Origin of the sequence: Aquimarina pacifica, from assembly GCF_000520955.1 — a bacterium.
Classification (GTDB): domain Bacteria; phylum Bacteroidota; class Bacteroidia; order Flavobacteriales; family Flavobacteriaceae; genus Aquimarina; species Aquimarina pacifica.
In genome coordinates this window covers 1-22369 of record NZ_JACC01000056.1, presented here as the reverse complement: position 1 = coordinate 22369, position 22369 = coordinate 1, and the positions used below count along the sequence as shown (strand labels likewise).

At 33.7% G+C, this 22369-nt stretch carries 25 protein-coding genes; 11 read left to right on the top strand and 14 right to left on the bottom strand.

Annotated features, from left to right (window positions below):
* Positions 1–97: 97 nt before the first annotated feature.
* Positions 98–457, bottom strand: a complete 360-nt coding sequence (locus DZ60_RS0120505; protein ID WP_025743895.1) for a toxin-antitoxin system YwqK family antitoxin — start codon at positions 455–457, stop codon at positions 98–100.
* A gap of 458 nt (positions 458–915) precedes the next feature.
* On the opposite strand from DZ60_RS0120505, the gene DZ60_RS23565 reads away from it, so the two are divergent.
* The 3 genes from DZ60_RS23565 to DZ60_RS0120490 all read left to right on the top strand — a co-directional run bounded on the left by DZ60_RS23565 (position 916) and on the right by DZ60_RS0120490 (position 5360).
* Positions 916–3315, top strand: a complete 2400-nt coding sequence (locus DZ60_RS23565) for an inorganic phosphate transporter (RefSeq protein ID WP_034230223.1) — start codon at positions 916–918, stop codon at positions 3313–3315.
* Between the two features lie 145 nt (positions 3316–3460).
* Positions 3461–4144, top strand: a complete 684-nt coding sequence (locus DZ60_RS0120495; RefSeq protein WP_025743894.1) for a response regulator transcription factor — start codon at positions 3461–3463, stop codon at positions 4142–4144.
* A gap of 133 nt (positions 4145–4277) precedes the next feature.
* Entirely contained in the window at positions 4278–5360 is a 1083-nt protein-coding gene (locus tag DZ60_RS0120490; protein ID WP_025743892.1) for a sensor histidine kinase, read from the top strand.
* Here the strand turns inward: DZ60_RS0120490 and DZ60_RS0120485 are convergent.
* Entirely contained in the window at positions 5298–6353 is a 1056-nt protein-coding gene (locus tag DZ60_RS0120485) for a glycosyltransferase (protein WP_025743891.1), read from the bottom strand. The genes DZ60_RS0120490 and DZ60_RS0120485 overlap by 63 nt on opposite strands.
* Before the next feature lie 382 nt (positions 6354–6735).
* On the opposite strand from DZ60_RS0120485, the gene trmB reads away from it, so the two are divergent.
* The 6 genes from trmB to DZ60_RS0120455 all read left to right on the top strand — a co-directional run bounded on the left by trmB (position 6736) and on the right by DZ60_RS0120455 (position 10718).
* Complete coding sequence (trmB, locus tag DZ60_RS0120480) at positions 6736–7410, top strand: tRNA (guanosine(46)-N7)-methyltransferase TrmB (RefSeq protein WP_025743890.1); 675 nt, start codon at positions 6736–6738, stop codon at positions 7408–7410.
* 14 nt (positions 7411–7424) lie between these two features.
* Entirely contained in the window at positions 7425–8060 is a 636-nt protein-coding gene (locus tag DZ60_RS0120475; protein ID WP_025743889.1) for a LysE family translocator, read from the top strand.
* Positions 8057–8413: an MGMT family protein gene (locus DZ60_RS0120470; protein WP_025743888.1), complete on the top strand. Its 357-nt coding sequence runs from the start codon at positions 8057–8059 to the stop codon at positions 8411–8413. Before DZ60_RS0120475 ends, DZ60_RS0120470 begins: the two co-directional genes overlap by 4 nt.
* A 218-nt stretch (positions 8414–8631) precedes the next feature.
* Complete coding sequence (locus DZ60_RS0120465; protein ID WP_025743887.1) at positions 8632–9777, top strand: Mrp/NBP35 family ATP-binding protein; 1146 nt, start codon at positions 8632–8634, stop codon at positions 9775–9777.
* Between the two features lie 3 nt (positions 9778–9780).
* Positions 9781–10020 carry a NifU family protein gene (locus tag DZ60_RS0120460; RefSeq protein WP_025743886.1) on the top strand — a complete coding sequence of 80 codons (240 nt, stop codon included), beginning with the start codon at positions 9781–9783 and terminating at the stop codon, positions 10018–10020.
* 149 nt (positions 10021–10169) lie between these two features.
* Positions 10170–10718 carry a hypothetical protein gene (locus DZ60_RS0120455; RefSeq protein WP_152537489.1) on the top strand — a complete coding sequence of 183 codons (549 nt, stop codon included), beginning with the start codon at positions 10170–10172 and terminating at the stop codon, positions 10716–10718.
* A 3-nt stretch (positions 10719–10721) separates the two neighbouring features.
* Here DZ60_RS0120455 and DZ60_RS0120450 read toward each other — a convergent pair whose 3' ends face one another.
* From DZ60_RS0120450 to DZ60_RS0120395, 12 genes are all read right to left on the bottom strand, one after another.
* Positions 10722–11846: an acyltransferase family protein gene (locus tag DZ60_RS0120450; protein ID WP_174407715.1), complete on the bottom strand. Its 1125-nt coding sequence runs from the start codon at positions 11844–11846 to the stop codon at positions 10722–10724.
* Between the two features lie 116 nt (positions 11847–11962).
* Positions 11963–13135: a helix-turn-helix domain-containing protein gene (locus tag DZ60_RS0120445; protein ID WP_025743883.1), complete on the bottom strand. Its 1173-nt coding sequence runs from the start codon at positions 13133–13135 to the stop codon at positions 11963–11965.
* A gap of 24 nt (positions 13136–13159) precedes the next feature.
* Entirely contained in the window at positions 13160–14056 is an 897-nt protein-coding gene (locus tag DZ60_RS0120440) for a metallophosphoesterase (RefSeq protein WP_025743882.1), read from the bottom strand.
* Positions 14057–14173: 117 nt separating this feature from the next.
* On the bottom strand, positions 14174–15178 hold the full coding sequence (moaA, locus tag DZ60_RS0120435) for a GTP 3',8-cyclase MoaA (protein ID WP_034230222.1): 1005 nt from the start codon (positions 15176–15178) through the stop codon (positions 14174–14176).
* 61 nt (positions 15179–15239) lie between these two features.
* The gene (gene moaCB, locus DZ60_RS0120430; protein WP_025743880.1) at positions 15240–16151 is read right to left on the bottom strand and encodes a bifunctional molybdenum cofactor biosynthesis protein MoaC/MoaB; all 912 of its coding nucleotides are present in this window, start codon (positions 16149–16151) and stop codon (positions 15240–15242) included.
* Positions 16152–16192: 41 nt separating this feature from the next.
* Complete coding sequence (locus DZ60_RS0120425; RefSeq protein ID WP_025743879.1) at positions 16193–16645, bottom strand: molybdenum cofactor biosynthesis protein MoaE; 453 nt, start codon at positions 16643–16645, stop codon at positions 16193–16195.
* Positions 16646–16648: 3 nt separating this feature from the next.
* The gene (locus tag DZ60_RS0120420) at positions 16649–17773 is read right to left on the bottom strand and encodes a HesA/MoeB/ThiF family protein (protein ID WP_025743878.1); all 1125 of its coding nucleotides are present in this window, start codon (positions 17771–17773) and stop codon (positions 16649–16651) included.
* Positions 17774–17886: 113 nt separating this feature from the next.
* Positions 17887–18123 carry a MoaD/ThiS family protein gene (locus tag DZ60_RS0120415; protein WP_025743877.1) on the bottom strand — a complete coding sequence of 79 codons (237 nt, stop codon included), beginning with the start codon at positions 18121–18123 and terminating at the stop codon, positions 17887–17889.
* Positions 18107–18691: a molybdenum cofactor guanylyltransferase gene (gene mobA / locus DZ60_RS0120410; RefSeq protein ID WP_034230224.1), complete on the bottom strand. Its 585-nt coding sequence runs from the start codon at positions 18689–18691 to the stop codon at positions 18107–18109. Before mobA ends, DZ60_RS0120415 begins: the two co-directional genes overlap by 17 nt.
* Before the next feature lie 20 nt (positions 18692–18711).
* Positions 18712–19047, bottom strand: a complete 336-nt coding sequence (locus DZ60_RS0120405; protein WP_025743875.1) for a winged helix-turn-helix domain-containing protein — start codon at positions 19045–19047, stop codon at positions 18712–18714.
* A 263-nt stretch (positions 19048–19310) separates the two neighbouring features.
* Positions 19311–20483: a molybdopterin molybdotransferase MoeA gene (locus tag DZ60_RS0120400; protein ID WP_025743874.1), complete on the bottom strand. Its 1173-nt coding sequence runs from the start codon at positions 20481–20483 to the stop codon at positions 19311–19313.
* Positions 20484–20732: 249 nt separating this feature from the next.
* Positions 20733–21284, bottom strand: a complete 552-nt coding sequence (locus DZ60_RS0120395) for a hypothetical protein (protein WP_025743873.1) — start codon at positions 21282–21284, stop codon at positions 20733–20735.
* A gap of 344 nt (positions 21285–21628) precedes the next feature.
* On the opposite strand from DZ60_RS0120395, the gene DZ60_RS25345 reads away from it, so the two are divergent.
* Both DZ60_RS25345 and DZ60_RS23560 read left to right on the top strand, forming a co-directional pair.
* Positions 21629–21787, top strand: a complete 159-nt coding sequence (locus DZ60_RS25345; protein WP_161634449.1) for a hypothetical protein — start codon at positions 21629–21631, stop codon at positions 21785–21787.
* 274 nt (positions 21788–22061) lie between these two features.
* Positions 22062–22369 (top strand): hypothetical protein (locus tag DZ60_RS23560; protein ID WP_034230221.1); only part of this gene is annotated, 308 nt, incomplete at its 3' end.

Here is a 22369-nt window from a genome sequence, read left to right as displayed (position 1 = left end):
GTAAACACAACAATTGGCCTTGATCCCTTATGTATTAAAAATAAAAACGCCTCTATTTAATAAATAGAGGCGTTCAGGTATTAGTGATTTTAATGTTTTAATTGTTATAATTTACTACCACATTGTCCTTGTTAGACCAAGTAGTAACATCGGCAATTTTATTTTCTTTATAATCTACTTCAGATAATTTCTCTTTACTCCAGAAAAACCATTTTCCAGTTTTTACTCCTGTAGTATATTGTCCCATGGCAATTTTCTTTCCTGTTCTATCATATGATTTCCATTCACCATGAAGTTTACCTTGCTTATTATAAAATCCTTCTTGTCTTACGGTTCCATCTTCATAAAAGAATGTTCCTTTAATCTGGTCTCCCTGTTTCTCGAAGGTAGGTTTTACTTCTTGAGCTGCTAGTGTAGCTGAGAAAAACAATGCGCATAATATTAATAAATTTCTCATGTTTTAAAGTTTTTTGATCAGGGGTTCTTAATAATTATATTACAAAGATAACATTATTTTTACTTTCATACAACATTTAGGTAACATTAAATTAACATTGAGAGTTTAATAAACTGATTATTAAGCAATTGTGTTTTTAACAAAGGTAATATGTGTGGTGTGGATATAAAAATTAAGGAACGATTTGACTGGCAATAAGATAGTTTTTGTAATGTGTGTAAAAGTAAATATTAGGTTATTTATTGGGATTTAGGACATCTAAAATCATGTTTTAAGCCAAGATTTAATATTTTCTCTAAGTATGGATTTATAGGAATGATGTATTGATGTAACGGTTCAGTTTTATATTGAAATATGAGTAGCAAAAGTGATAAAACCCTTTAAAAAGATAACATTTCAATAACATACGCCTTGAATATAAATAACATTTTTGTGGTCAAGTAAGAATGTGAGAATATATGAGTGATATTTATATTTTGATGATTGTTGCACTAGCTGTTTTAGCTATTGCAGATCTCATTGTAGGGGTAAGTAATGACGCAGTAAACTTTTTGAATTCTGCTATAGGTTCTAAGGCGATATCTTTTAGAACTATTATGATAGTAGCAAGTATTGGAATTGCTGCAGGTGCTATATTTTCTAGTGGTTTAATGGAGGTTGCTCGAAAAGGGATTTTTGTTCCTGGAGAGTTTTACTTTGATGAGATTATGATCATTTTTATGGCAGTAATGATTACCGATATTCTGCTTCTTGATTTTTTTAATACATTAGGAATGCCGACATCAACTACGGTTTCTATTGTGTTCGAGCTTTTGGGGGCAGCGGTTTGTGTTGCTTTAATTAAGATAGGAGCAGATTCTGCATTATCTATTGCAGATTTAGGAAGCTATATCAATACTAAAAAAGCCGGAGAAATTATTATAGGGATCTTGCTTTCTGTTGTTGTCGCTTTTTCTGTAGGGGCAATAGTGCAATATGTTTCGCGTCTTTTATTGTCTTTTAACTTTGAGAAAAAAGCAAAATGGGTAGGTGCTCTGTTCGGAGGAGTAGCGCTAACAGCGATTCTTTATTTTATTTTTATTAAAGGAATCAAAGGGACCAATTATGCAAAATCGATTATCGATGTTGTATATAATGGTGGTGCAGAAGGTTTGTTAGATTGGGCAAACATTTATTTTGATAGTTCTTACGAGACTGTTAAAGATTTGGTGAGTGCAAAAAAAGATATATTCAAAATTGATGCAGATAAAGGAACTATCGCACTAACACTAAGAGGGTTCTTAGAGACTAATGTTCCTCTTATAGTATCTTTAGGTTTTGTGCTTCTCTCCTTATTATCTTATCTAGTAACTACATTTTTTAAAGTTAATATATATAAACTAATCATCATCGTTGGTACTTTTGCACTTGCATTAGCTTTTGCAGGAAACGATTTGGTCAACTTTATTGGCGTTCCTATAGCAGCTCTTAAGGCATATGAAGCTTGGAGTGTATCGGGGCAGTTGCCTAGTGAGTTTTCTATGACTGCTTTGGGCGGAAAAGCAGAAACTCCGACATTATTACTATTGGCAGCAGGTCTTATTATGGTATTAACACTTTGGTTTTCTTCTAAAGCGAGAAATGTGGTGAAGACCTCAATAGATTTGTCACGTCAAGGAGATGGTAACGAGAAGTTTAGGCCTAATTTTCTTTCAAGAGGTATCGTACGAAGTACCGTTTTCTTATCCGAGGTTGTTAATTCGGTATTACCGACATCATTTAAGAATATAGCTGAGAAACAATTTGATCAGGAATTAGTTGATAAAACGAATGTCACTTTAACCAAAAGAGAAGATTTGCCCGCATTTGATATGGTAAGAGCAGCAGTGAATCTTATGGTTGCAGGGGTGTTAATTTCTATTGCAACTTCGATGAAATTACCTTTGTCTACTACATATGTTACTTTTATGGTCGCTATGGGAACATCATTAGCTGACAGAGCTTGGGGTACAGAGAGTGCTGTATATCGTGTTGCTGGTGTGTTGAATGTGATTGGTGGGTGGTTTTTTACTGCATTAAGTGCCTTTCTTGCAGCAGCGGTTATAGCATTTCTTTTAAGCCTGCATTTACCATCGATGTTAGGTGTGCTATTAAGTCTTGCATGTTTTCTGTTGGTTAGAAATACCATAAAATATCGTAAAAAAGCAAAAGCTGAACGAGCAGAAGATCGACTTAAAAAATCAGAGAGTAGTTCTATACAAGGAGTAATAGAAGAAAGTGCTGATAATATTAAATCGTTTGTAAGTAGAGGGAATAAGATTTACGGCAATACAATAAATGGTTTGGCTAAATATGACTTGGCAGAACTAAAGAAAAGTAGAAAAGGGATAGCTAAACTAGAAACAGAAGTAGAAGAATTGAGAGATAGTATTTTTTACTTTATTAAGAATCTAGATGATGCAAGTGTTGGAGCCAGTCATTTTTATATATCGATATTAGGATACCTAGAAGATATTACTCAGTCTCTAGAATATGTGGCCAAAGTAAGCCATAAGCATGTAAATAATAATCATAAAAAACTTCGATTTAATCAAATCAAAGATTTAAAAGAAATAGAAGAACATTTAGGAGATTTCTTTGGTAACATTAAGGATGTGTTTGACAGTAGAGAATTTAATACACTTAGTGGGATTATAGACGAAAAACAAGAACTGTTTGCTATCGTAAATGATAAGATTAATAAGCAGGTTTCTAGAACCAGAACAGAAGAAAGTAGTCCTAAAAATACAACCTTATATTTTGGTTTATTAATGGAAACAAAAGATCTTATAACAGCAACGATGAATTTGTTAACGACATACAGGGATCATCAAGATTAATTTTTAAAAGTGAAGGCTTAGGTGAAGTTAATTAAATGTTATCTTTATAATGTCTTTTCGTTAGTTTGTTGTTTCCTAGTCTTATAGTTGTGAAAACTTCGTTTTAACATAGTATATTTACCTCAAGTGATATAATTCTATAAAGATGAACAAAAAAGATATTACCATTCTATTAGTAGATGATGAGCCAGATATTTTAGAAATTGTTGGATACAATCTTACCGCAGAAGGATATAATGTTCTTACCGCAGAAAATGGGGTTGAAGCTGTAAAAGTGGCAAAAAAGAAAAAACCACATTTAATTATTCTGGATGTGATGATGCCAGAGATGGACGGAATAGAAGCTTGTGAACAAATACGTAAAGTGCCAGACCTGCAGCATACAATAATAACGTTTCTAACGGCAAGAGGAGAGGATTACTCCCAAGTAGCAGGATTTGATGCTGGTGCTGATGATTATATAACAAAACCTATTCGCCCCAAAGTATTATTAAGTAAAGTAAAGGCATTATTAAGAAGACTAAAAGAAGAAGAATCTTCTAGTAATGTTATAAAAATAGGTGATCTGGTGATAAACAGAGATGAGTATAAGATCATCAAAGACAAAAAAGAGATTATACTACCAAGAAAAGAATTTGAATTATTGTCCTTATTAGCATCTAAACCAGGTAAAGTGTTTAAAAGAGAAGATATCTTGGACAAGGTTTGGGGTAATGAAGTTATTGTCGGTGGCAGAACTATAGATGTTCATATTCGTAAACTAAGAGAAAAAATAGGAGATAACAGTTTCAAGACTATCAAAGGCGTAGGGTACAAATTTGTTATATAATATGAGCAATGGAGTTATGCATTCTATGCATTACATATTTTATTGTTATATTGTAATTGTAATATTCTTAGTAAATAGTTAGGATACAAAAGTTTCATCTTTTGTTTGCTATTTAAAATTCGGAAATAGTTCAATGGCAGAAAACTTTAGGAAGTCGTATAGGTTTGCATATCTTTCGTCTTCATATATAACCATAGCATCAACGCTCTTAATGGGCGTTTTTTTATATACGCAATCTCATCTAAACGTGTTTTTCATTTTAGGGTATTCGATTGTCTGCTATGCCATATGTTTTGTTATAATACAGTATAGAGTAGAGAAATTTATATACAGAAGAGTTCGCAAAATATATGATGATATTGAGATGTTAGAAGGAGGAGGGACTATTGATGATAGCCCTGTTACCACAGATATGAGAACCTTAATAAAAGAAGTAGAAAAGTTTGCCAAACAGCGGAAAACTGAAATTGAGAGTTTAAAAGTTAGAGAGACCTACAGAAAAGAATTTATGGGGAATGTTTCTCACGAGCTTAAGACCCCACTGTTTACAGTACAAGGATACGTATTGACATTGCTTGATGGTGCAATGAATAATCCCGAAATTCTCGAAAAATACCTGAATCGAGCAAGCAAAGGTGTAGAACGTTTAATCTATATTGTAAATGATCTTGATATGATCACAAAGCTAGAGACAGGTGATCTTAACCTTACCTATACTAATTTTGATATTGTAGAATTGGTACAAAGTGTATTTGATCTTTTTGAGATGAAAGCAGCAAAAAAGAATATTGCACTCACATTCGATATGAATTATACATCACCTATTTTGGTCCATGCAGATAAAGAAAGAATACAACAAGTACTCTCTAATCTGGTTGTGAATTCTATTAAATATGGTAAAGAAGATGGTACAACAGAAGTAAGTATCGAAGATTTGATCAGAAATAAAACGATTGTCAGAGTAACCGATAATGGCGAAGGTATTGCACAGGCACATATACCTAGATTATTCGAACGTTTTTATAGGGTAGACAAAAGTGGTTCTCGTAAAGAAGGAGGGTCGGGATTAGGACTTGCGATTGTAAAACATATTATAGAAGCTCATCATGAGCGTATTTATGTAGAAAGTGATTATAGAGTAGGAAGCGAATTCTCATTTACTCTGGAAAAAGTGAAAAAGTTCCCTGTAGTCGATGTCAGTGCTAAAACTACTTAGTCCTCTATATTCATTTAAGTCTCGTAATTTGGTTAATGTAAATTCCTTTTGGGTACAACTAGGAACTAATTTATGAGTGCTTAATCGTTTGGCTAGATACTCTTGTTCAAATTGTCCGGGAGTAGGTATAAAAAATGCTTTTTTCTTCAGTTTAGCAAGATCCATAACTGTAGTGTATCCAGACCTTGAAATAATCAAACTACTACTGTTAATAGTATCTTCGAGATTTTTTCCTGTAAGATAATTATGTATTGTAATATTATTCTTGATATAGGTTTGTTGTGTTTCTTCAATACACCCACGTACAAAAACAATTTTTTTATCACTTTGCTCAAATTCATGAAGTAGTTTTTGTTCTAGCATGGTACGTTGTGGTTCTGGCCCAGAGAGTAATACCATGATATCGTATTTCTTAGGTATAACTTTGTGCTCAAACCTACTTAAAGGTCCTAAATACGTTACAGGAATGCTATGCTTTTTTGGATGTCCCAATTCACCACTAAGATTAGGGGCATCGGCCATATCTGGGACCCAGCAAACATCAAATTTTTTGATGTACTTATTATGTATTTTAGTGCTTACTGACGTGGTTTTTCCACTAAGAACCGTAAGTTGGTGTGTGATAAATACAGAAGGAATACTTTTATGACGAACTCCCATTCTGTTATCAGATATAATGCCGCAATATGTTTCCTCTGCAAGAATTCTCTTTGTAGCCTTATGTTCGGCATTAATGGCATGCGCTATTTTTGGGCCATTCAGGAACATTTTTAGTTTAAAATTGCTTCCTTTTTTTGGGTATTCTATATTATATGAAGGTAATTGTTGAGATCGTAAATTAGGGAACTCTTTTTTTAATAAAGACAAGGCTGCCCCATCCGAAGCTATAACAGGTTCTAGACCTTCCTCAATCAACGCATTTATTATGGGAATACACCGCGTTGCATGACCTAATCCCCAGTTAAGCGGGGCGACAAGTACTTTTTTATTCAAGTGTTCTAATTTTTTTTGTTTTTAGATAAAGCCTTCAATCCGGATTTATGTTTTAGAACTCGGTACTTACTTTTGACAGCTGTAATAGATTTTCCAATACATATAACGGAATCAATATTAATTATAAAACTAATCCTATTTACAACTACATATATTTCCTTAATTTTACCAAAAAATTAAGTTTAGTAAAACTTCATAATCATCTCATTAGCATTTTACCATCTTAGGATTTGAGTATGAATAAGTTTTAGGATAAATAGCGTTAGTTTTTTGCGTAACCAAGAGGTTTAGGCATCTTGATTGAGTTATATGTGATATGATAGTTGCACCGTTATCCATTACGCATTGTTGAATTGAGAATAGACAAGATAAAGAAATATTTGTGGGAAGTAAGAATAAATTAAAACGATTTAATGAAAACAAAACCTTTCATAATGTAGTCGAACCTACACGTGATGAGGTGTTACATAATTCATTAGGGTATAAAGGAGAATGGGGAAGAAAATTCTTTAAAAACGAAAACCCAATTGTTCTCGAATTAGGTTGTGGTAAGGGCGAGTATACTGTAGGGCTTGCCAAACAGTATCCTGACAAAAATTTTATAGGCATCGATATCAAAGGTGCTCGATTTTGGCGTGGAGCCAAAACAGCAATTGAGGACGAAATATCTAATGTCGGATTTATTAGAACTCAAATAGAGCTTATTGATTATATTTTTGAAGAAAAAGAAATAGATGAAATATGGATTACGTTTCCTGATCCTCAGATCAAATATAAGCGTACAAAACATCGATTAACAAATCCAGAATTTTTGCAACGATATAAAAAGATATTGAAATCAGATGGGATAGTGCATCTTAAGACAGATAGCGAGTTTATGCATGGATATACACTTGGATTGCTTCAGGGAGCAGGCCATGAGATATGTTATTCTAATCATAATGTATATCATCAAGAAGGGTCTCCTGAGGTTGTTACCTCGATTCAAACTTTTTATGAAAAACAATACCTAGAACAAAATAAACCTATAACTTACATCCGGTTTAAGATTACTTAATTGGCATTATAATTTTGGAAACTACAAAGCTGTTTTTAGTTACTTTTTTTGCATCACTTATAGGAGTTATTCCTCCTGGATTGGTCAATATGACGGTGGCTAAAACCTGTCTTGAGCGAGGTAAAAAAAATGGAATTCTTGTAGCGATTGGTGCTTCTGTGGTTGTAATTCTACAAGCTATGATTGCAATTCTTTTGGCAAAATATATATTCTTTAACCCTTTTGTCAAAAATATTTTACTTAGAACAGGAGCGGTAATCTTTATGTTTATGGCAATATATTTTTTTGTCAAGGCAAAACAGGGCAAAAAAGCGATAAAAACATACAAAAATAAGCACGCAAAGAAACGTAGCTTTTTTAAGGGGATGATGATGTCTGCTCTAAATGTATTACCTGTGCCATATTTCTGCGCAGTTGCTGCAGCCATGAGTGTTAGCGGCAAAATAGAGTATGATGCTTATAGAATTATTGTATTTAGTCTTGCCGCAGGAACCGGAACTTTTGTGACCTTATATTTTTATGTATTCTCTTTTCTAAAGATCGAAAAGAAAACAGCTTCTATTACCAAGTATTCTAATTATTTTATGGGAGTATTAATGTTAATATTAGTAATCATTACATTAGTAAGGATTATATACACTTGGGAATGAAAAAGGGTAATACAAATACAAACTCGGGAGAAGAAACTAATTTCTTTGAGCGAGTTTATGAGGTAGCAAGATGTATTCCTCATGGTCGGGTTACTTCATATGGTGCCATTGCTAAATATTTGGGTGCTGCCAGAAGTGCTCGCATGGTTGGTTGGGCAATGAATGCTTGCGATGGTAGAGAGGATGTTCCTGCACATCGTGTAGTTAATAGAAAAGGAGTACTGACAGGAAAACATCATTTTGAGGGGACAAATCTCATGCAACAGTTATTAGAAAGTGAGGGTGTTGAAGTTGTTGATAATCAAATCCAACAGTTTGAAAACTTGTTTTGGGATCCGACAGAAGAATTATGAGTTTTTAATTTTTTGGTCTCTTTTTATTAATAATCCCTATTTTTCAAAAAAATGCGAAAAACAGACATTTCTTGTGAGTTCGTTACTTAATTGTTACCGTATATAACGCAATAAATCATTTCAATGAGTAGACTTCCTAATCTTAACTTTTCAACCTATCTTTGCGTTTAGAATGGATCTAGATAGATTTGTTTTTTTTTGAAAAAGAAATACTACTCATGAAGTTAGAAAAATCGGATATATTAAAGGCTTTAGAAACTATTACCGTAGCTGGTGAAGGAAAAAATATGGTAGAAAGTGGTGCCGTAAAAAATGTCATTACTTTCGGAGATGAGGTTGTTGTTGATTTGGTTTTGGCAACTCCGGCTTTGCATATTCGTAAAAGGGCTGAAGTAGATGTAATGAAAGTGATTCATGACAATGTATACGAAAAAGCCAAAGTTACAGTAAATGTTAAGGTTGAAGCTCCTGCAGCACCAACTGAACCGGCAAAAAATCAAATAAAAGGAAAAGCCATTCCTGGAATAAGTAATATTATCGCAGTTGCTTCTGGTAAAGGAGGTGTCGGAAAATCTACAGTAACCTCTAATCTGGCTGTTACATTGGCCAAAATGGGATTTAAAGTTGGTTTACTAGATGCAGATATTTACGGTCCTTCTGCTCCTATTATGTTTGACGTGGCAAGTGAACGACCACTTTCTGTAAAAGAAGGAGGAAAATCAAAAATGAAGCCTATAGAAAATTATGGAGTTAAGATTTTGTCTATTGGTTTTTTTACGCAACCAAATCAAGCTGTTGTTTGGAGAGGACCTATGGCGGCAAAAGCATTGAATCAAATGATTTTTGACGCTGCATGGGGAGAATTAGATTTTATGTTGATTGATTTACCACCAGGAACAGGAGATATTCATTTGTCGATTATGCAATCACTACCAATTACAGGTGCTGTGGTGGTAAGTACTCCACAAACAGTGGCCCTTGCTGATGCAAGAAAAGGAGTAGCTATGTTTCAGCAAGACAGTATTAATGTTCCTGTCTTAGGTATTATAGAGAATATGGCATATTTTACTCCAGAGGAGCTTCCTAATAATAAATATTATATCTTTGGTAAAGAAGGAGCTAAGTATCTTGCAGAAGATCTAGATGTTCCGTTTTTAGGAGAAATTCCGTTGGTACAGAGTATACGAGAGGCTGGAGATGTTGGTAGGCCTGCGGCGCTACAAACTGCAACACCTATAGAAAAAGCCTTCGAAGAGTTGACAAAAAGCGTAGTTCAGGAAGTGGTAGAAAGAAATGACAATTTACCTCCTACTGAGGCAATAAAAATAACAACCATGGCAGGGTGTTCTGCTGTAAAAAAATAAATAATGACTTCTGAAGAATTAAAAATTAATGTAGAAAAGGCGTTAGCAGAAATACGTCCGTTTTTAGAAAGTGATGGAGGAAATATTTCTCTAATTTCGATCGAAGATGACAGAAAAGTTAATGTTCAGTTAGAAGGTGCTTGTGTTGGCTGTAGCGTAAATCAGATGACACTAAAATCAGGAGTAGAGATGACTATTAAGAAATATGCTCCTCAGATTGAAGAAGTAGTCAATGTAGAGTAATTATCATTACAATATTTAATTATACAATATGCTCAAGAAGTAGAAATACACTTTTCTTGAGCATATTTTTTGAGCTAATTTTATGTGTTCTTTTCTATAAAAAAGAAGGTAAGTTAAATGCGTTTAAAACTTGTGAAATAAAGTTTACTATGAGGCAAACGGGTATGAAAGGGTTTTTTGTTTTGGGATTACTGTTATTATGCCTTGGTTGCAAGCAAAAAACAGTTGAACGCGTAGATATTACTAATAAGCTGTTAGGTAATGATAAACACTTAGAGGTCAAAAAAACAAACAAGAGTACTACTCTTACTGGGGTGATAACCAATTCTAATTATGGTACAACTCATAGTTATAATTATGCATTGACAGTAGATGGGGGAGCTATAAATTGGCTGGGAGGTACCGCCGAACCTAAGCACCTTCTTTTTTGTAAGGATACTACCTATATCCATTTTCTTGAAGAAAAATATATCTCGATAGCGTCAAGGGATTCACTTGGAAATCTGGAAGAAAAAGATGGATATTATAAGGTTCAGGATGTATTTGAGGCACATATAGATAAGCGTTATTTTTTTAATTTTTTTGGTGATGAGTATTGGGTAGAGATCTCAAGAGATCAGTATAATCTTAAAAAGGAACGTTGTGTAGAATACGAGATCCCCAATGATAATGAGTTGTCAATACCCAATACTAATTAGAAACTACGGATTTTTTTTAAGTCCAAAAAATGGATGTAAAAGAGAGATTTTCAAGATTAAAAAGTGATAAATCCCCCAACTGCCTAAAAATGTGCCCATAGTTAGAATGGCAAATTTAGGTGCCAATCCCCAATCTAAGTTCATGACATAATACCCCAGTGTTATAGTAATGGTTTGGTGTAGAATGTAAAAAGGGTAAACTGCTCTGTTACAGTAGGCAAGAGTTGTGCTTTTTTTATTGAGATATTTTGCTCCGTATCCCAAAAGGACTAAAATCCAGGACCATAGGTTTGTTACTTTGATTAGAGCTTCAGAAAAATGAACTAATACACTATCTTCTAATCTAAGCCAAATAAAAAGCTGAATAGAAAAAGCAATAATCCCTATCACCAATGCTTTAGATTTTATGCGGTCAAGACTTTGCCAAAATTGTTTTCCGCTTGCGATTATAATAAAACCTGTAAAGAAGAGAACAAAACAGTTGATGAAATTAAACCAGTCATCTATAAGTGCATGGGTTATATCAAAAAATGGTTCTATAAAAGCTTCGGTACAATACAATGGTATAATAAAAAGATATAACCCATATTTTTTTTCAATTATGTGTTGGGTCCACTTAATTAGTTTTGTTGGGGCTCTCTTAATCTTTATAAATATTGGCGAAGCTACTATCGAAAAAATTAACAAATAGGGTAAAAACCAAAGGTGATGCCAACCAAAATTTCCTTCAGGATATATACCCACATAGGCAACGGTTTTTAAATAGGATACATAAGACCCGGTAAAAGCACTTGTTGATAGTCGTTCGAAATATACCTGTGGTGGTATGATAATTAGCATACCAAAAATGAGAGGTAGTAAGAGCCTTTTTATTCTTTCTAAGTTAAATTGCCAGACATTTCTGTGTGATAAGGCAAAATAGGTTCCAATACCCGAAATTATAAATAAAATAGGCAGTCGCCATTGGTTTACGAATACCATAGGCCATTTGATCCATTGATAGGTGTTATTGTTTTTGAGATGCCATCCCCAGGGGACAAAAAACATACCTACATGGTAGAAAATAAGTAAACCAAATACAATAACACGTAACCAATCTATGTCATAACGACGAATTTTTTTTTCCATTCTAATTAAAATTTGTTTTCGTCAAAATTGTCGTATTTACTTTGAAATCAACTTTAAAAAAGAAGGAATGGTGTCTAAAATTATAATTTTAGACGTTAAACCGAGATTATATCTTACTACTGATGTAGTTTTATGAAGGCACTTGGGGATAGTGCGACATGTTTCTTAAATGCATTGTAAAAAGTCGCTTTAGATTTGAACCCTACAGAGTTGCCGATAGCTTCAATGGTTAGATGTTTATAGCTCTGATCCAAAAGCCTTTTTTTTGAGGCTTCAATTCTATATTGATTAATAAAGTCATTAAAATTTAATCCCATATTAGCATTTATAGTTTGAGAAATATAGTTAGAACTAGAATTTAATGCTTGTGCTAAACTTTTTAGAGAGGCAAACGGCGATAAGTAAAACTGTTCTTTTTCTACATACGCTATTATTGTATCAATAGAAACGCTGCTATTTGTTCGTCCTGAGGTTTCATATTTATCAGCAATCCATGAATTTTGAAAAAAACGAGATTCGGAGAGCATAATATAACTTATGAGTATCATTACACTGCTTACAAAAACCGTTATATAATGATCGCCTTTGTCATCATCAAAATTAAAATACACTAAAAAAACTATAAAAGATAACACTAGAAAAATAACAAACATATTTTTGGAGAAAGTGTATTTATTACTGGGTTTGTTTTTTAGGATCTGAGGTTTTTGTTTATACACTTTTACATATATAATTTTGATAGAAAGGATCATGTATACCAAAAGACTACTTAAGAATAACCACCGAAACTCATCTTTAATCCAATGGTAGTTATATGCAACAAAGTCTGGTACTTTGGCATGCGGGATTTTATCAAAGTAGGCATCGGTATAGGCATTGAGTTTTACAGAAATAGGATTGAGATAGTATTGTATTTGAGAAATACCATATAGAATTGCGGGTAGTATATGAACCCCATGTTTTTTAATGGTAATGGGTTTACGTTCTAAAATCCCATAAGTAAACAGATACAGTAATGGAGCAAGAAGTAATACCAAAGGTTCTGTAGCATCATTAAAATGAAGTGTATACTTCATTAACCCAGTATAGCAAAGATAATTGTCTAGCGTGATGATTGAGATTGCTAAAAGAAAGACACTAAAAACGCGTAAAGCAATATTTTCTTTTTTGGTACGTGTAGTAATCACAATACTTAATAATATTCCCTGACAGATGCCTAAAAACATAATATAAGAGACAATATTGTGTCGTATTGGGATGCTATCAATTATATCTTGTATGTTATCCATGCATATAGTTAATAGTTATTTGGTTTATTCTGTAATAAATTCGGTTAGTTTTTGTGGCCCTTCTAAGGGAACTCTAATAATCTTTAGAACTCCATCTGCGGTAGTTGCAACTTGCCATTTAATAAGAGTTATGCTTCCGTTTTCGATCTCCATACCTGTAATAGATCTTGGGTGTACGCAGCTGCCATCATTAAAAAGGGCTAATTCTCCCGCTTCAGGAAACCTTGGGCGATGCGTGTGACCAATAATGGTAAATTGATTTTTGTTATTTGCAATCCATTTTTTGATTCTACGTTCTATACGAATTGTTTCTTTGTAGTTCTTTGCAGGACTTGTAGGATCAGAGATCCCAACTACTTGTAGCGGTTTCCAGAGGACCCGAACTAGAAATCGGTTTATTTTCCACCCAATATAATTCATAAAATCGGCCTGATGGCCATGCAACAAGAATAGTTCTTGCTCCGTTTTTTTATGTTTTAGGATGATGGCTTCGTTATATTTAATTTCAGGAAAAAGAGGGATATCTTCGTCTGTTTTGGGTTCAAAATAAGAACTTAAGTATTTTTTTACATATTTAGTATCCCGATATACCATATCGTGATTGCCCCAAATCATTGCTAGTCTATTTTCTTTATGAAACTCGCTGAGTAGCTGGTATACATCTTTATGTGCCCTGAATATTACATCAAAGTTTAAGTTTTCCCAAAGTTCGTCACCATCACCAAGTTCGCAATATGTAAAGTCATGATTGTAATAGTAATTAAGCGCATGAAAATATACATTCCTGTTATTGGCAAATTCATCTGCAAAACTATTATCCCCACGATGACAATCACTAAAGAGAATGAACTTTGATTGATCATCAAATGGAATAACTTTGGCATTTTTATAGGCACGATCCAAACGCGATTGAGAAGACATATCCTTTTTTGTAGTAAATATACAATACTATGAATTTAGTAATACTATTGTATACTTTGAATTCAGGTTAAAAGAAATTGTTTTATACTTTCTAGACGATAGTTGTAATTAAGTTACTTATCCCCCAATTGTAATCATACTTCGATTATTATGAGCATCAGACTGTTTGAATTTATCTAATGTATCCATACCATTACGTATTTTTTGTTTGGATTGTATCGTCTTTTGGATCACGGGAGTAATAGATTGACCTGCTCGTAAGGGGGTCAGTAGATCAGATTCTTTTGAAGAGAACAGACAATTCTTGATCTGGCCATTTGCGGTCAATCGTATTCTATTACAACCATCACAAAAAGGATTAGTCACAGAACTAATAATAGCAAAAGTGCCTTGATACCCTTTTATTTGATAACTTTTGGTGGTATCATTTGGGGCGTCTTCTAGTTTAAGGATGTTTTCTGAGGTAAATTTCGAATGTACTTGTTCAAGAATTTCTTTTAGAGAAACTAATTTGTCAAGGTTCCAGCGGTTACCATCAAAAGGCATAAACTCTATAAACCTAATTTGAACAGGTAAGTCTTTGGTTACATTAATAAAGTCAATAATTTCATTATCATTAAAGCCTTTTATTAAAACACAGTTTACTTTGACTATAAAACCTTCATTGACTAATAAAACGATGTTTTGGTATATTTTTTCAAAATAGGACCTTCGTGTTATTGTTGTATTTTTTTTTGCATCTAAAGAATCGAGGCTAACGTTTAGGGACGTAATACCACATTTCTTAAACAGCTCTATAAATTTATCTACAATTACCCCATTGGTGGTTAAGGTGAGTTGTATGGGTAGTGAAGCTAGTTTTTCTATTATTTGTGCTGCATCTTTTCTAATTAAGGGTTCACCACCTGTAAGCCTGATTTTTGTGACTCCTGCATCTACAAATTCTTTGGCAATAGTATAGATTTCTTCATACGTCATGATGTGTGCCTTTGGTGATAATCGAATACCCTCTGCAGGCATGCAATAGGTGCAACGAAGGTTACATCGCTCTGTTAGCGATATACGAAGGTAGTTGTGTTTTCTACCAAAGGTATCAGTGAGTATGGTATGATTTTTTTTCAATGTTTTTATTCTTTTATCTGTCTAGTAGATTTTTAAAAACTATAGCGTCTTAAATTTCTACTCAATCATGTCGTGCACCTTTCAAAATTCTAAACACATGTAATACTTCAGGAAAAATCGCATCCATAGATTCTCTAGCGCCATTGGTTGATCCGGGTAATGCTAGTACAAGTGTATTTTTTATCGTTCCTGCAATACTCCGGGAGAGCATAGCATATGGCATGCGATCTTGTCCGTATTTACGTATTGCTTCTTCTATGCCAGGAATAGTTCGATTCAAAAGAGGTTTTAGTGCTTCTGGAGTTACATCACGTTGCGATAATCCAGTGCCTCCTGTATAGATTATAATGTCTGCTCCATCCTTTTGATAAGATTTTGCTTTTTCTTGTATAATTTCTACTTCATCAGGTATTATACAGTAATCCATGATTTCTACCTCAGATTTTTCTAATTTGGTGATAATTGCTTTACCCGCTTTATCTTCTTTTTTTCCAGCCGAAATACTATCAGAACATACAATAACTGCTGCTTTGAGATCTCTTTTGAATTTGTCTTTATAGTCTGACTTTCCTCCTTTTTTCTGAAGTAATTTAATCTGGAGAATTTCGACTCCTTTATCTATTGGTTTCAGCATGTCGTACATGTTCAGAGCTACAATACTGGCCCCATGCATAGCTTCTACTTCTACTCCTGTTTTATAAATGGTTTTTATGGTAACAAGAACTGTAATTTCTAGTTTATCTATTGTATACTCAATACCAGTGTACTCAATAGGAAGAGGATGACAGTCAGGTAATAATTCTGGAGTTTTTTTAACACCCAATAATCCAGCTGCTTTACTCATGGCAAATACATCTCCCTTGGGTACTGTACCATTTTGTATCGCAGAAATAGTTTTGGGGTCACTAACTTTGACAATTGCTTGAGCTGTCGCAATTCGTAACGTTGATTTTTTATGTGTAATATCTACCATTTCTTATTTAAAAATTAAAATAACAGGATTCAAAATCGAGTTTACTCGGTATAGCTATTTTGTTTCCATTGATGAGTTTGGTCTTCAAAAATTTCTTTTCCAAAAACAGGAACATCTGCTTTTATTGCCTCTACTATAAATTCTAATGCCTCAAAAACTACTTTTCTTCTCGGAGCAGATACGAAAACAAATAGGCAAATTTCTCCTGCTTTTACAGTCCCTAGACTATGATAAATATGCATGCAAGTAATCTCGAACTTATCAAAAGTACTTTCTCTGATTTCATAGAATTTTTGATTCGCCATTTCCTCGTATGCGGTGTATTCTATCGCAGTAATGGTACGTTCATCAACTTGATCTGCACGTACTTGTCCAAGAAAAATATTATGTGCCCCTATACTTGTTTTTGTTTGGTGCTTTGCAATTGAGTTGCCTATGAAATCTGATGATATTGCACCTTGTACAAATACGTTTTTTGGTTTCTTTTTTTCCATACTTTAATTTTTGAGATAAGATGAATGATTATCGACTGCTTTGAAGTCTGGTAGTGCATTATTCAATGCAACTGCTCCTCCTTTTATATGAGATACGTTTATGAAACTATGTTTTAGTAATATTTCTATTGCTTTTTTACTTCGAATACCGGATTGACAAAAGACAATAATCTCTTTTTCGGGATCTAGCGTATTAAGTTCGTTCTGCAATTGTCCTAATGGAATTGATAAAGGGTTTAGCTTCTCGATTTTTGGCTGTTCGTGTGATTCTCTAACATCGATAAATTGTGCGGTTTTTATAGAAAATGCATCCTCTGCAGAGATCTCTTTTATATTTTGTAGCCCACAAAAAAGGTCATAATCATGGTTTTCAAAATGAGGCGCCGCTTCTAATACCTTTGTAATTTCTGTATCCACTCTATTAATATTGAATGAAACTGATTGCGTTGTTAGGCAATTATAAGTCATTAATTTTCTGCTAAGAGAGGTGTCTAACTCAAGAATTATTTTGAGGACTTCATTTGCTTGCATACTTCCTATAATACCAGGTAAAACACCTAAAACACCAATCTCTGAACAGGAAGGAACGCTTCCTTCTTTTGGAGGTTCGGGGAATAAGCATCGATATGATGGGCCGTTTTGATAATTAAAAATTGCAACTTGCCCCTCGAACTTAAAAATAGCTCCATATACCAATGGTTTATTAGTAATGATACAAGCATCATTAACTAAATATCGGGTAGAAAAATTATCACTTCCGTCTACAACAATATCATAATCAGAGAAAAGAGTTAAAGCATTTTTGGTAGTTAATTTTTCTGGATATGCATGAATAGTAATATCTGAGTTGAGGTCTTCGAGTCTTTTCTTTGCAGCTAGTGCTTTATTTTCTCCCAAAGAACTCTTACCATACAAAATTTGGCGATGCAAATTAGAAACATCAACGATATCAAAGTCGATAATGCCAATGGTTCCTATACCTGCGGCCACGAGGTATTGTAATATAGGGCATCCCAATCCGCCAGCTCCAATAACTAACACCTTGGCATTGTCTAATTTTTTCTGACCAGAAATACCTATTTCTGGCAGAATGACTTGTCTGTGATATCTAGGATTAAAAGAATTCATTCTATTTTTAAAATTTTATCCCTTATAACGGGATTAATTCTTCGTGGCTTCTATTCAAAAGCAATTGTTTTAAGGCATAATTTGTTAGCTTATTCTAGAGATTGTTTCGATGACTAACCACCTGCAAAAGGAGGTAGTAAAGCAATCTCTGCTTCGCTGTTAATGATGCTGTCTGGTCTCACCAACTGTTGATTTATTGCTACTTTGAAATCCATATTGGCTAATTTGGGATATCGATGGTTTAGTTTTTCTAATAATTGAGCTACAGAACATGTTTCTATTTGCATTTGCTCCTCATGGGTAGCGGTAGCCTCGGCCAACATACCAAAATACTTAATATTCAACTCCATTTTTTATTGCTTTTAAATCTTCAATTGTATTTATGTTTGCGACCAAAAATTGTTCTTTTTCTGAAACCTGAATTGTTTTCGTATTCACATTAAGAACTAATTGGCGTAGCCTGCGCTCACCAGAAATAAGTAACTTCTCGCAAACGGCAGCACAATTTTTGCGGTATAAGGCAATTAGAGGCATTGTTTTTCCTGCTGCTTCGAATTGTATACTATCAAAGTCTTCTTTCTCATGCGCAATGAGTTTTTTTAAAAGTTCTGAGGTTACCAGAGGAACATCACAACTGATTACTAGATTATTTTCTGTTTTGGTACGTGTTAACCCAGCATGTAGTCCGCCTATGGGACCGCTATCGGGTACAATATCTTCAATTCTTTGAAGCCCAAAAGCACTGTAATTAGGATTACTACTTACTATAATTATATCATTAACCAGAGGTGCCACGGCATTAATAATGTGTTGAATAAAAGGTATTCCTTTAAAAAGTAACAAGCCTTTATCACTTCCCATTCGAGAGCTTTTGCCTCCGGCAAGGATAATTGCTGTTCTGTTTTTTTTGTTATCCATTTTATACTTTTTATGGTAACCTATAAAGAAATTTGCTGTAATTCGTGATCCAAAAATTCCCAACATTTTTGGTTAATAGTATCAAATGTCTGAATAACTTTTTGCCCATAATCTGTTATATCGGCTCCACCACCACCTTTTCCGCCAGTTGCTGTAATGACCAAAGGCTCTTTGGCTGTTTTATTCATGCTGTCTAATAAATTCCATGCTTTTTTATAAGACATTTCTAAGGTACTGGCAGCTTTACTCAGAGATCCTGTTTGAGCAATTGCTTTTAACAATTTTACCCTTCCTTCTCCCAAAAAAACACCATGCTCTGATTCTATCCAGATTCTACTCTTTATTTTGTAATCCATTTGATAGTAAAAAAAATCGTTTGGTTTTCAAAGATACAACGATTTTTTTGGTTGTATTTTTCTTTACAATAGTTTTAGTAAATACTCAAGGAAGTTTTCGTTTTTTAGGGATTATGTATTGACTTTGGGAAAGAATATAGAATTCTTAAAATATACTAAGCGTTTGATATAAGAAAATAGATGTCAATTAGGGTCATTCTTCTTTATTTTGCTAAGAAAAATATTGCTTTTCGATCTATATATGAAGTTCTAAAGCGGCTTAATTAAGGCAATAGAATCACTTGCAGGGCATCACCGATTTTGACCTCGGTAGTATCTTCTGGGAGATAAACAAGTGCATTTGCTAAGGCAAAAGATCGCAGCATTGAGGACGCTTGACCATCGAGTATAGTAACTTCGTTTCCTTCTACAACTGCTTTTAGGAATTCTGATCGTTGTCCTTTTTTAGAATATTCAGAAGTAGAGATTGAGGTGATACGATTGAGTGTATGTTTTTTTCCAGAGATTTTAAATAAAGCAGGTAAGACATACATATAGAAACAGCTTAGTGCAGATCCTGGATTACCTGGCAAAGCAAATATGGTTTTTTCTTGCTTTTTCCCAAAAAATAGAGGTTTTCCTGGTTTTTGTTTGACTTTGTAAAAAATCTCTTCAACTCCTATTGCAGTAAGGGCTTTACCTACAAAATCATAGTCTCCTACAGAAATTCCACCAGTTATTAGAACGACATCATATTGTTCTATAGTACTTTCTATCAGAGAATGCACAATTGAATATTCATCCTCAACTTTATAGCAGGATACATCTGCAAATTTATTTTTATTTAGTGCAGAAGCAAGCATGATAGAATTACTCTCATATATTTCGCCATGTTTTAGGGATTGTCCCGGAGGAATTAATTCGTTTCCGGTTGCAATAATTGCAATCGATGGTTTTTTGTATACATCTACATGAGTAAGACCAAGAGTAGCAAGATAACCAACTCCCGAAGCGGTAATATAGGTTTCTTTTGGTAAGGCAATTTGTCCTTTTTTTATTTGTTCACCAATAGGTCGAATATTCGCATTATCAATGGCATGTTCTTGTAAGAGGATTCGCTCTCTGGTAGCATTGACTTTTTCTTGCATGATAACAGATTTTGCTCCAGAAGGTACGGGAGCTCCTGTAAAAATTCGAATAGCTTGCCCTTTCCTTATCGATGGGTCAAGGTCATCTCCTGCTTTTATCTCGCCAATATATTCGAACTCTTTTTCTTCTATAGATCCAAGAGCATATCCATCCATTGCAGATTGCCGAAAAGGAGGCATGTCAATAGGGGATGCTATATCATTTGCCAAAACATGGTCTAATGCATTTGATATAGGTATGGTGATAATCGAATTGGTTTTTTGAATACTGGTATCAGTTAACTCAAGTGCTTTTTCTACAGAAATCATTAGGGAAACAGTACTAACATGTTAATTGATGTAAAGATACAGTCTAAATTAATGAAGGGCCTAATTTTATGCAATAATAATTAGAAGGTTGGTTTGATTTTATGAGTATTATTTTTTTTGGTTTTACAAACACCAAAAAATATTTTGATAAAAAAAGAAAGGCTCGGGGGGCGAGTGTAATTCTATTATAATTTAAAAAGATCATCAATTCTTGTTGATCTTTTTAAATTATAATAGAAGGAAGAGGGTCTATAACGATACAATGGTGGTGATTTTAAGTGTTGGATTAATCTGAGAAATAATCGTAATGCTTTTATCTGTCTTTTCAATTACTTTGGTTTCGGGTATGTCTACGACTTCTGCTACATTATTATAATACATAGGGCTTTGTGGGGGTGTTTTTAATTCTGAAAAAGGGACTTCGTTTTCGAGGCTGTGGTTTGATCTTAAATAAATAGATAGGGGTCTGGGTTTAAAATCAATAAGCCATGCGATTAGTTCTAAGTTTGCAGATGTGGTTGATTTTGTTTCTCCGGTAAGAAAGTTTACAATAGGCTTAAATTTGTCTCCTTTGGTTCGTTCGATGGCAAATAATCTGTTTTCTCCTTCTTCAAACTGAAAAAAACGATTTAAAATACTAGTATCGTATTTTTCGTTTCTTCTGTTTAATAACCAGATGCATGCTTCTTTGATTTGTTTACGGGTGGGCTCAAGAAGATAGCTAATCATTTCTCCCCCTCTTTCCCTTTTGTACTTCTCAAGAATCTCATTCCTGTAAGTAGCGCTTGTTTTTATTTTCATAGTTTATTAGGGTTATTCGGAATCTTGAGGATTTTTATGGAATCTTAGGAATCCTTGGAATCGTATAATAACACAGGTTTAGATTCTTCATAAATTCACACTAACAACTAGTTCCGGTTTCATTTTGCTAACATAGTGAATGTATGGACCTAGTTTTTACGGAAATCCGTAATACGGTGGTTAAAGCTTAATTGGAAAGTGGCTTAACACTACGGTATTGGATTTCAACTTTCCAGAAAAGACGAGTACTCGACGTAGTAGAATGGTTGCCTACTATCTAAAAACAAATCCAGAAAACTACTGGATGGCAATCCCTTTTGTTGAATCCAAAAAAACCTTAAATTATGAAAACTTTATTCTATATACTAATTACTTTATTTATAACTGCTAATTTAACTTCTTGTACTGCCGACAGCATCGCAGATAATGAGCCACTACCTATAGAGGAAGTTGCTACAACTGGAGGTGATGGAGAAGTTGATGATGAAGAAGATCAGGGATAACTCAATTTTTCTTCCAAAAATATTTTCTAAATTAAACCCTATGCTATTTATCACTTTGATAATTAAATGCATAGGGTTTAATTTGTTTCGCCCCTAACAATAGTAATGTACGTTGTATATCTCCTCTTTATAAGATATAATAAGACAGTATGAGATTTCTTATGCATTGAATACATTATTTAGAAAAAGAGCGAATTAGGTTTCTATATTCTCTTGTCATACAGATTACTAAAAAGATTTACTTATAGAGTATTTAATTTAGTAATTTTGGAGGATGAAACTTTGGCGCGTCGATTCCTTCTTTCTTTTTTTGAGTAGAAGGATATGTCTATATGTCTTATTAATCGCTTTTAGTCCTTTAAAAGCGCAAACTCCCTCTATTAAGAAACTAGATAGTATTTCTCACTATTACAGCTTGAGTAATACTGATTCAATAGCTTTAGAGGAAAGATTGTCTTATGCCACCATGTTTTTGGAAGGTGCAATGAAGTATAAGCAAGATTCTTTGATTTATCTCGGATTAATGCGGAAAACAAAGCTATTAGGTGGTATCGGGGATTATGAGAATGCTATTGTGGATTC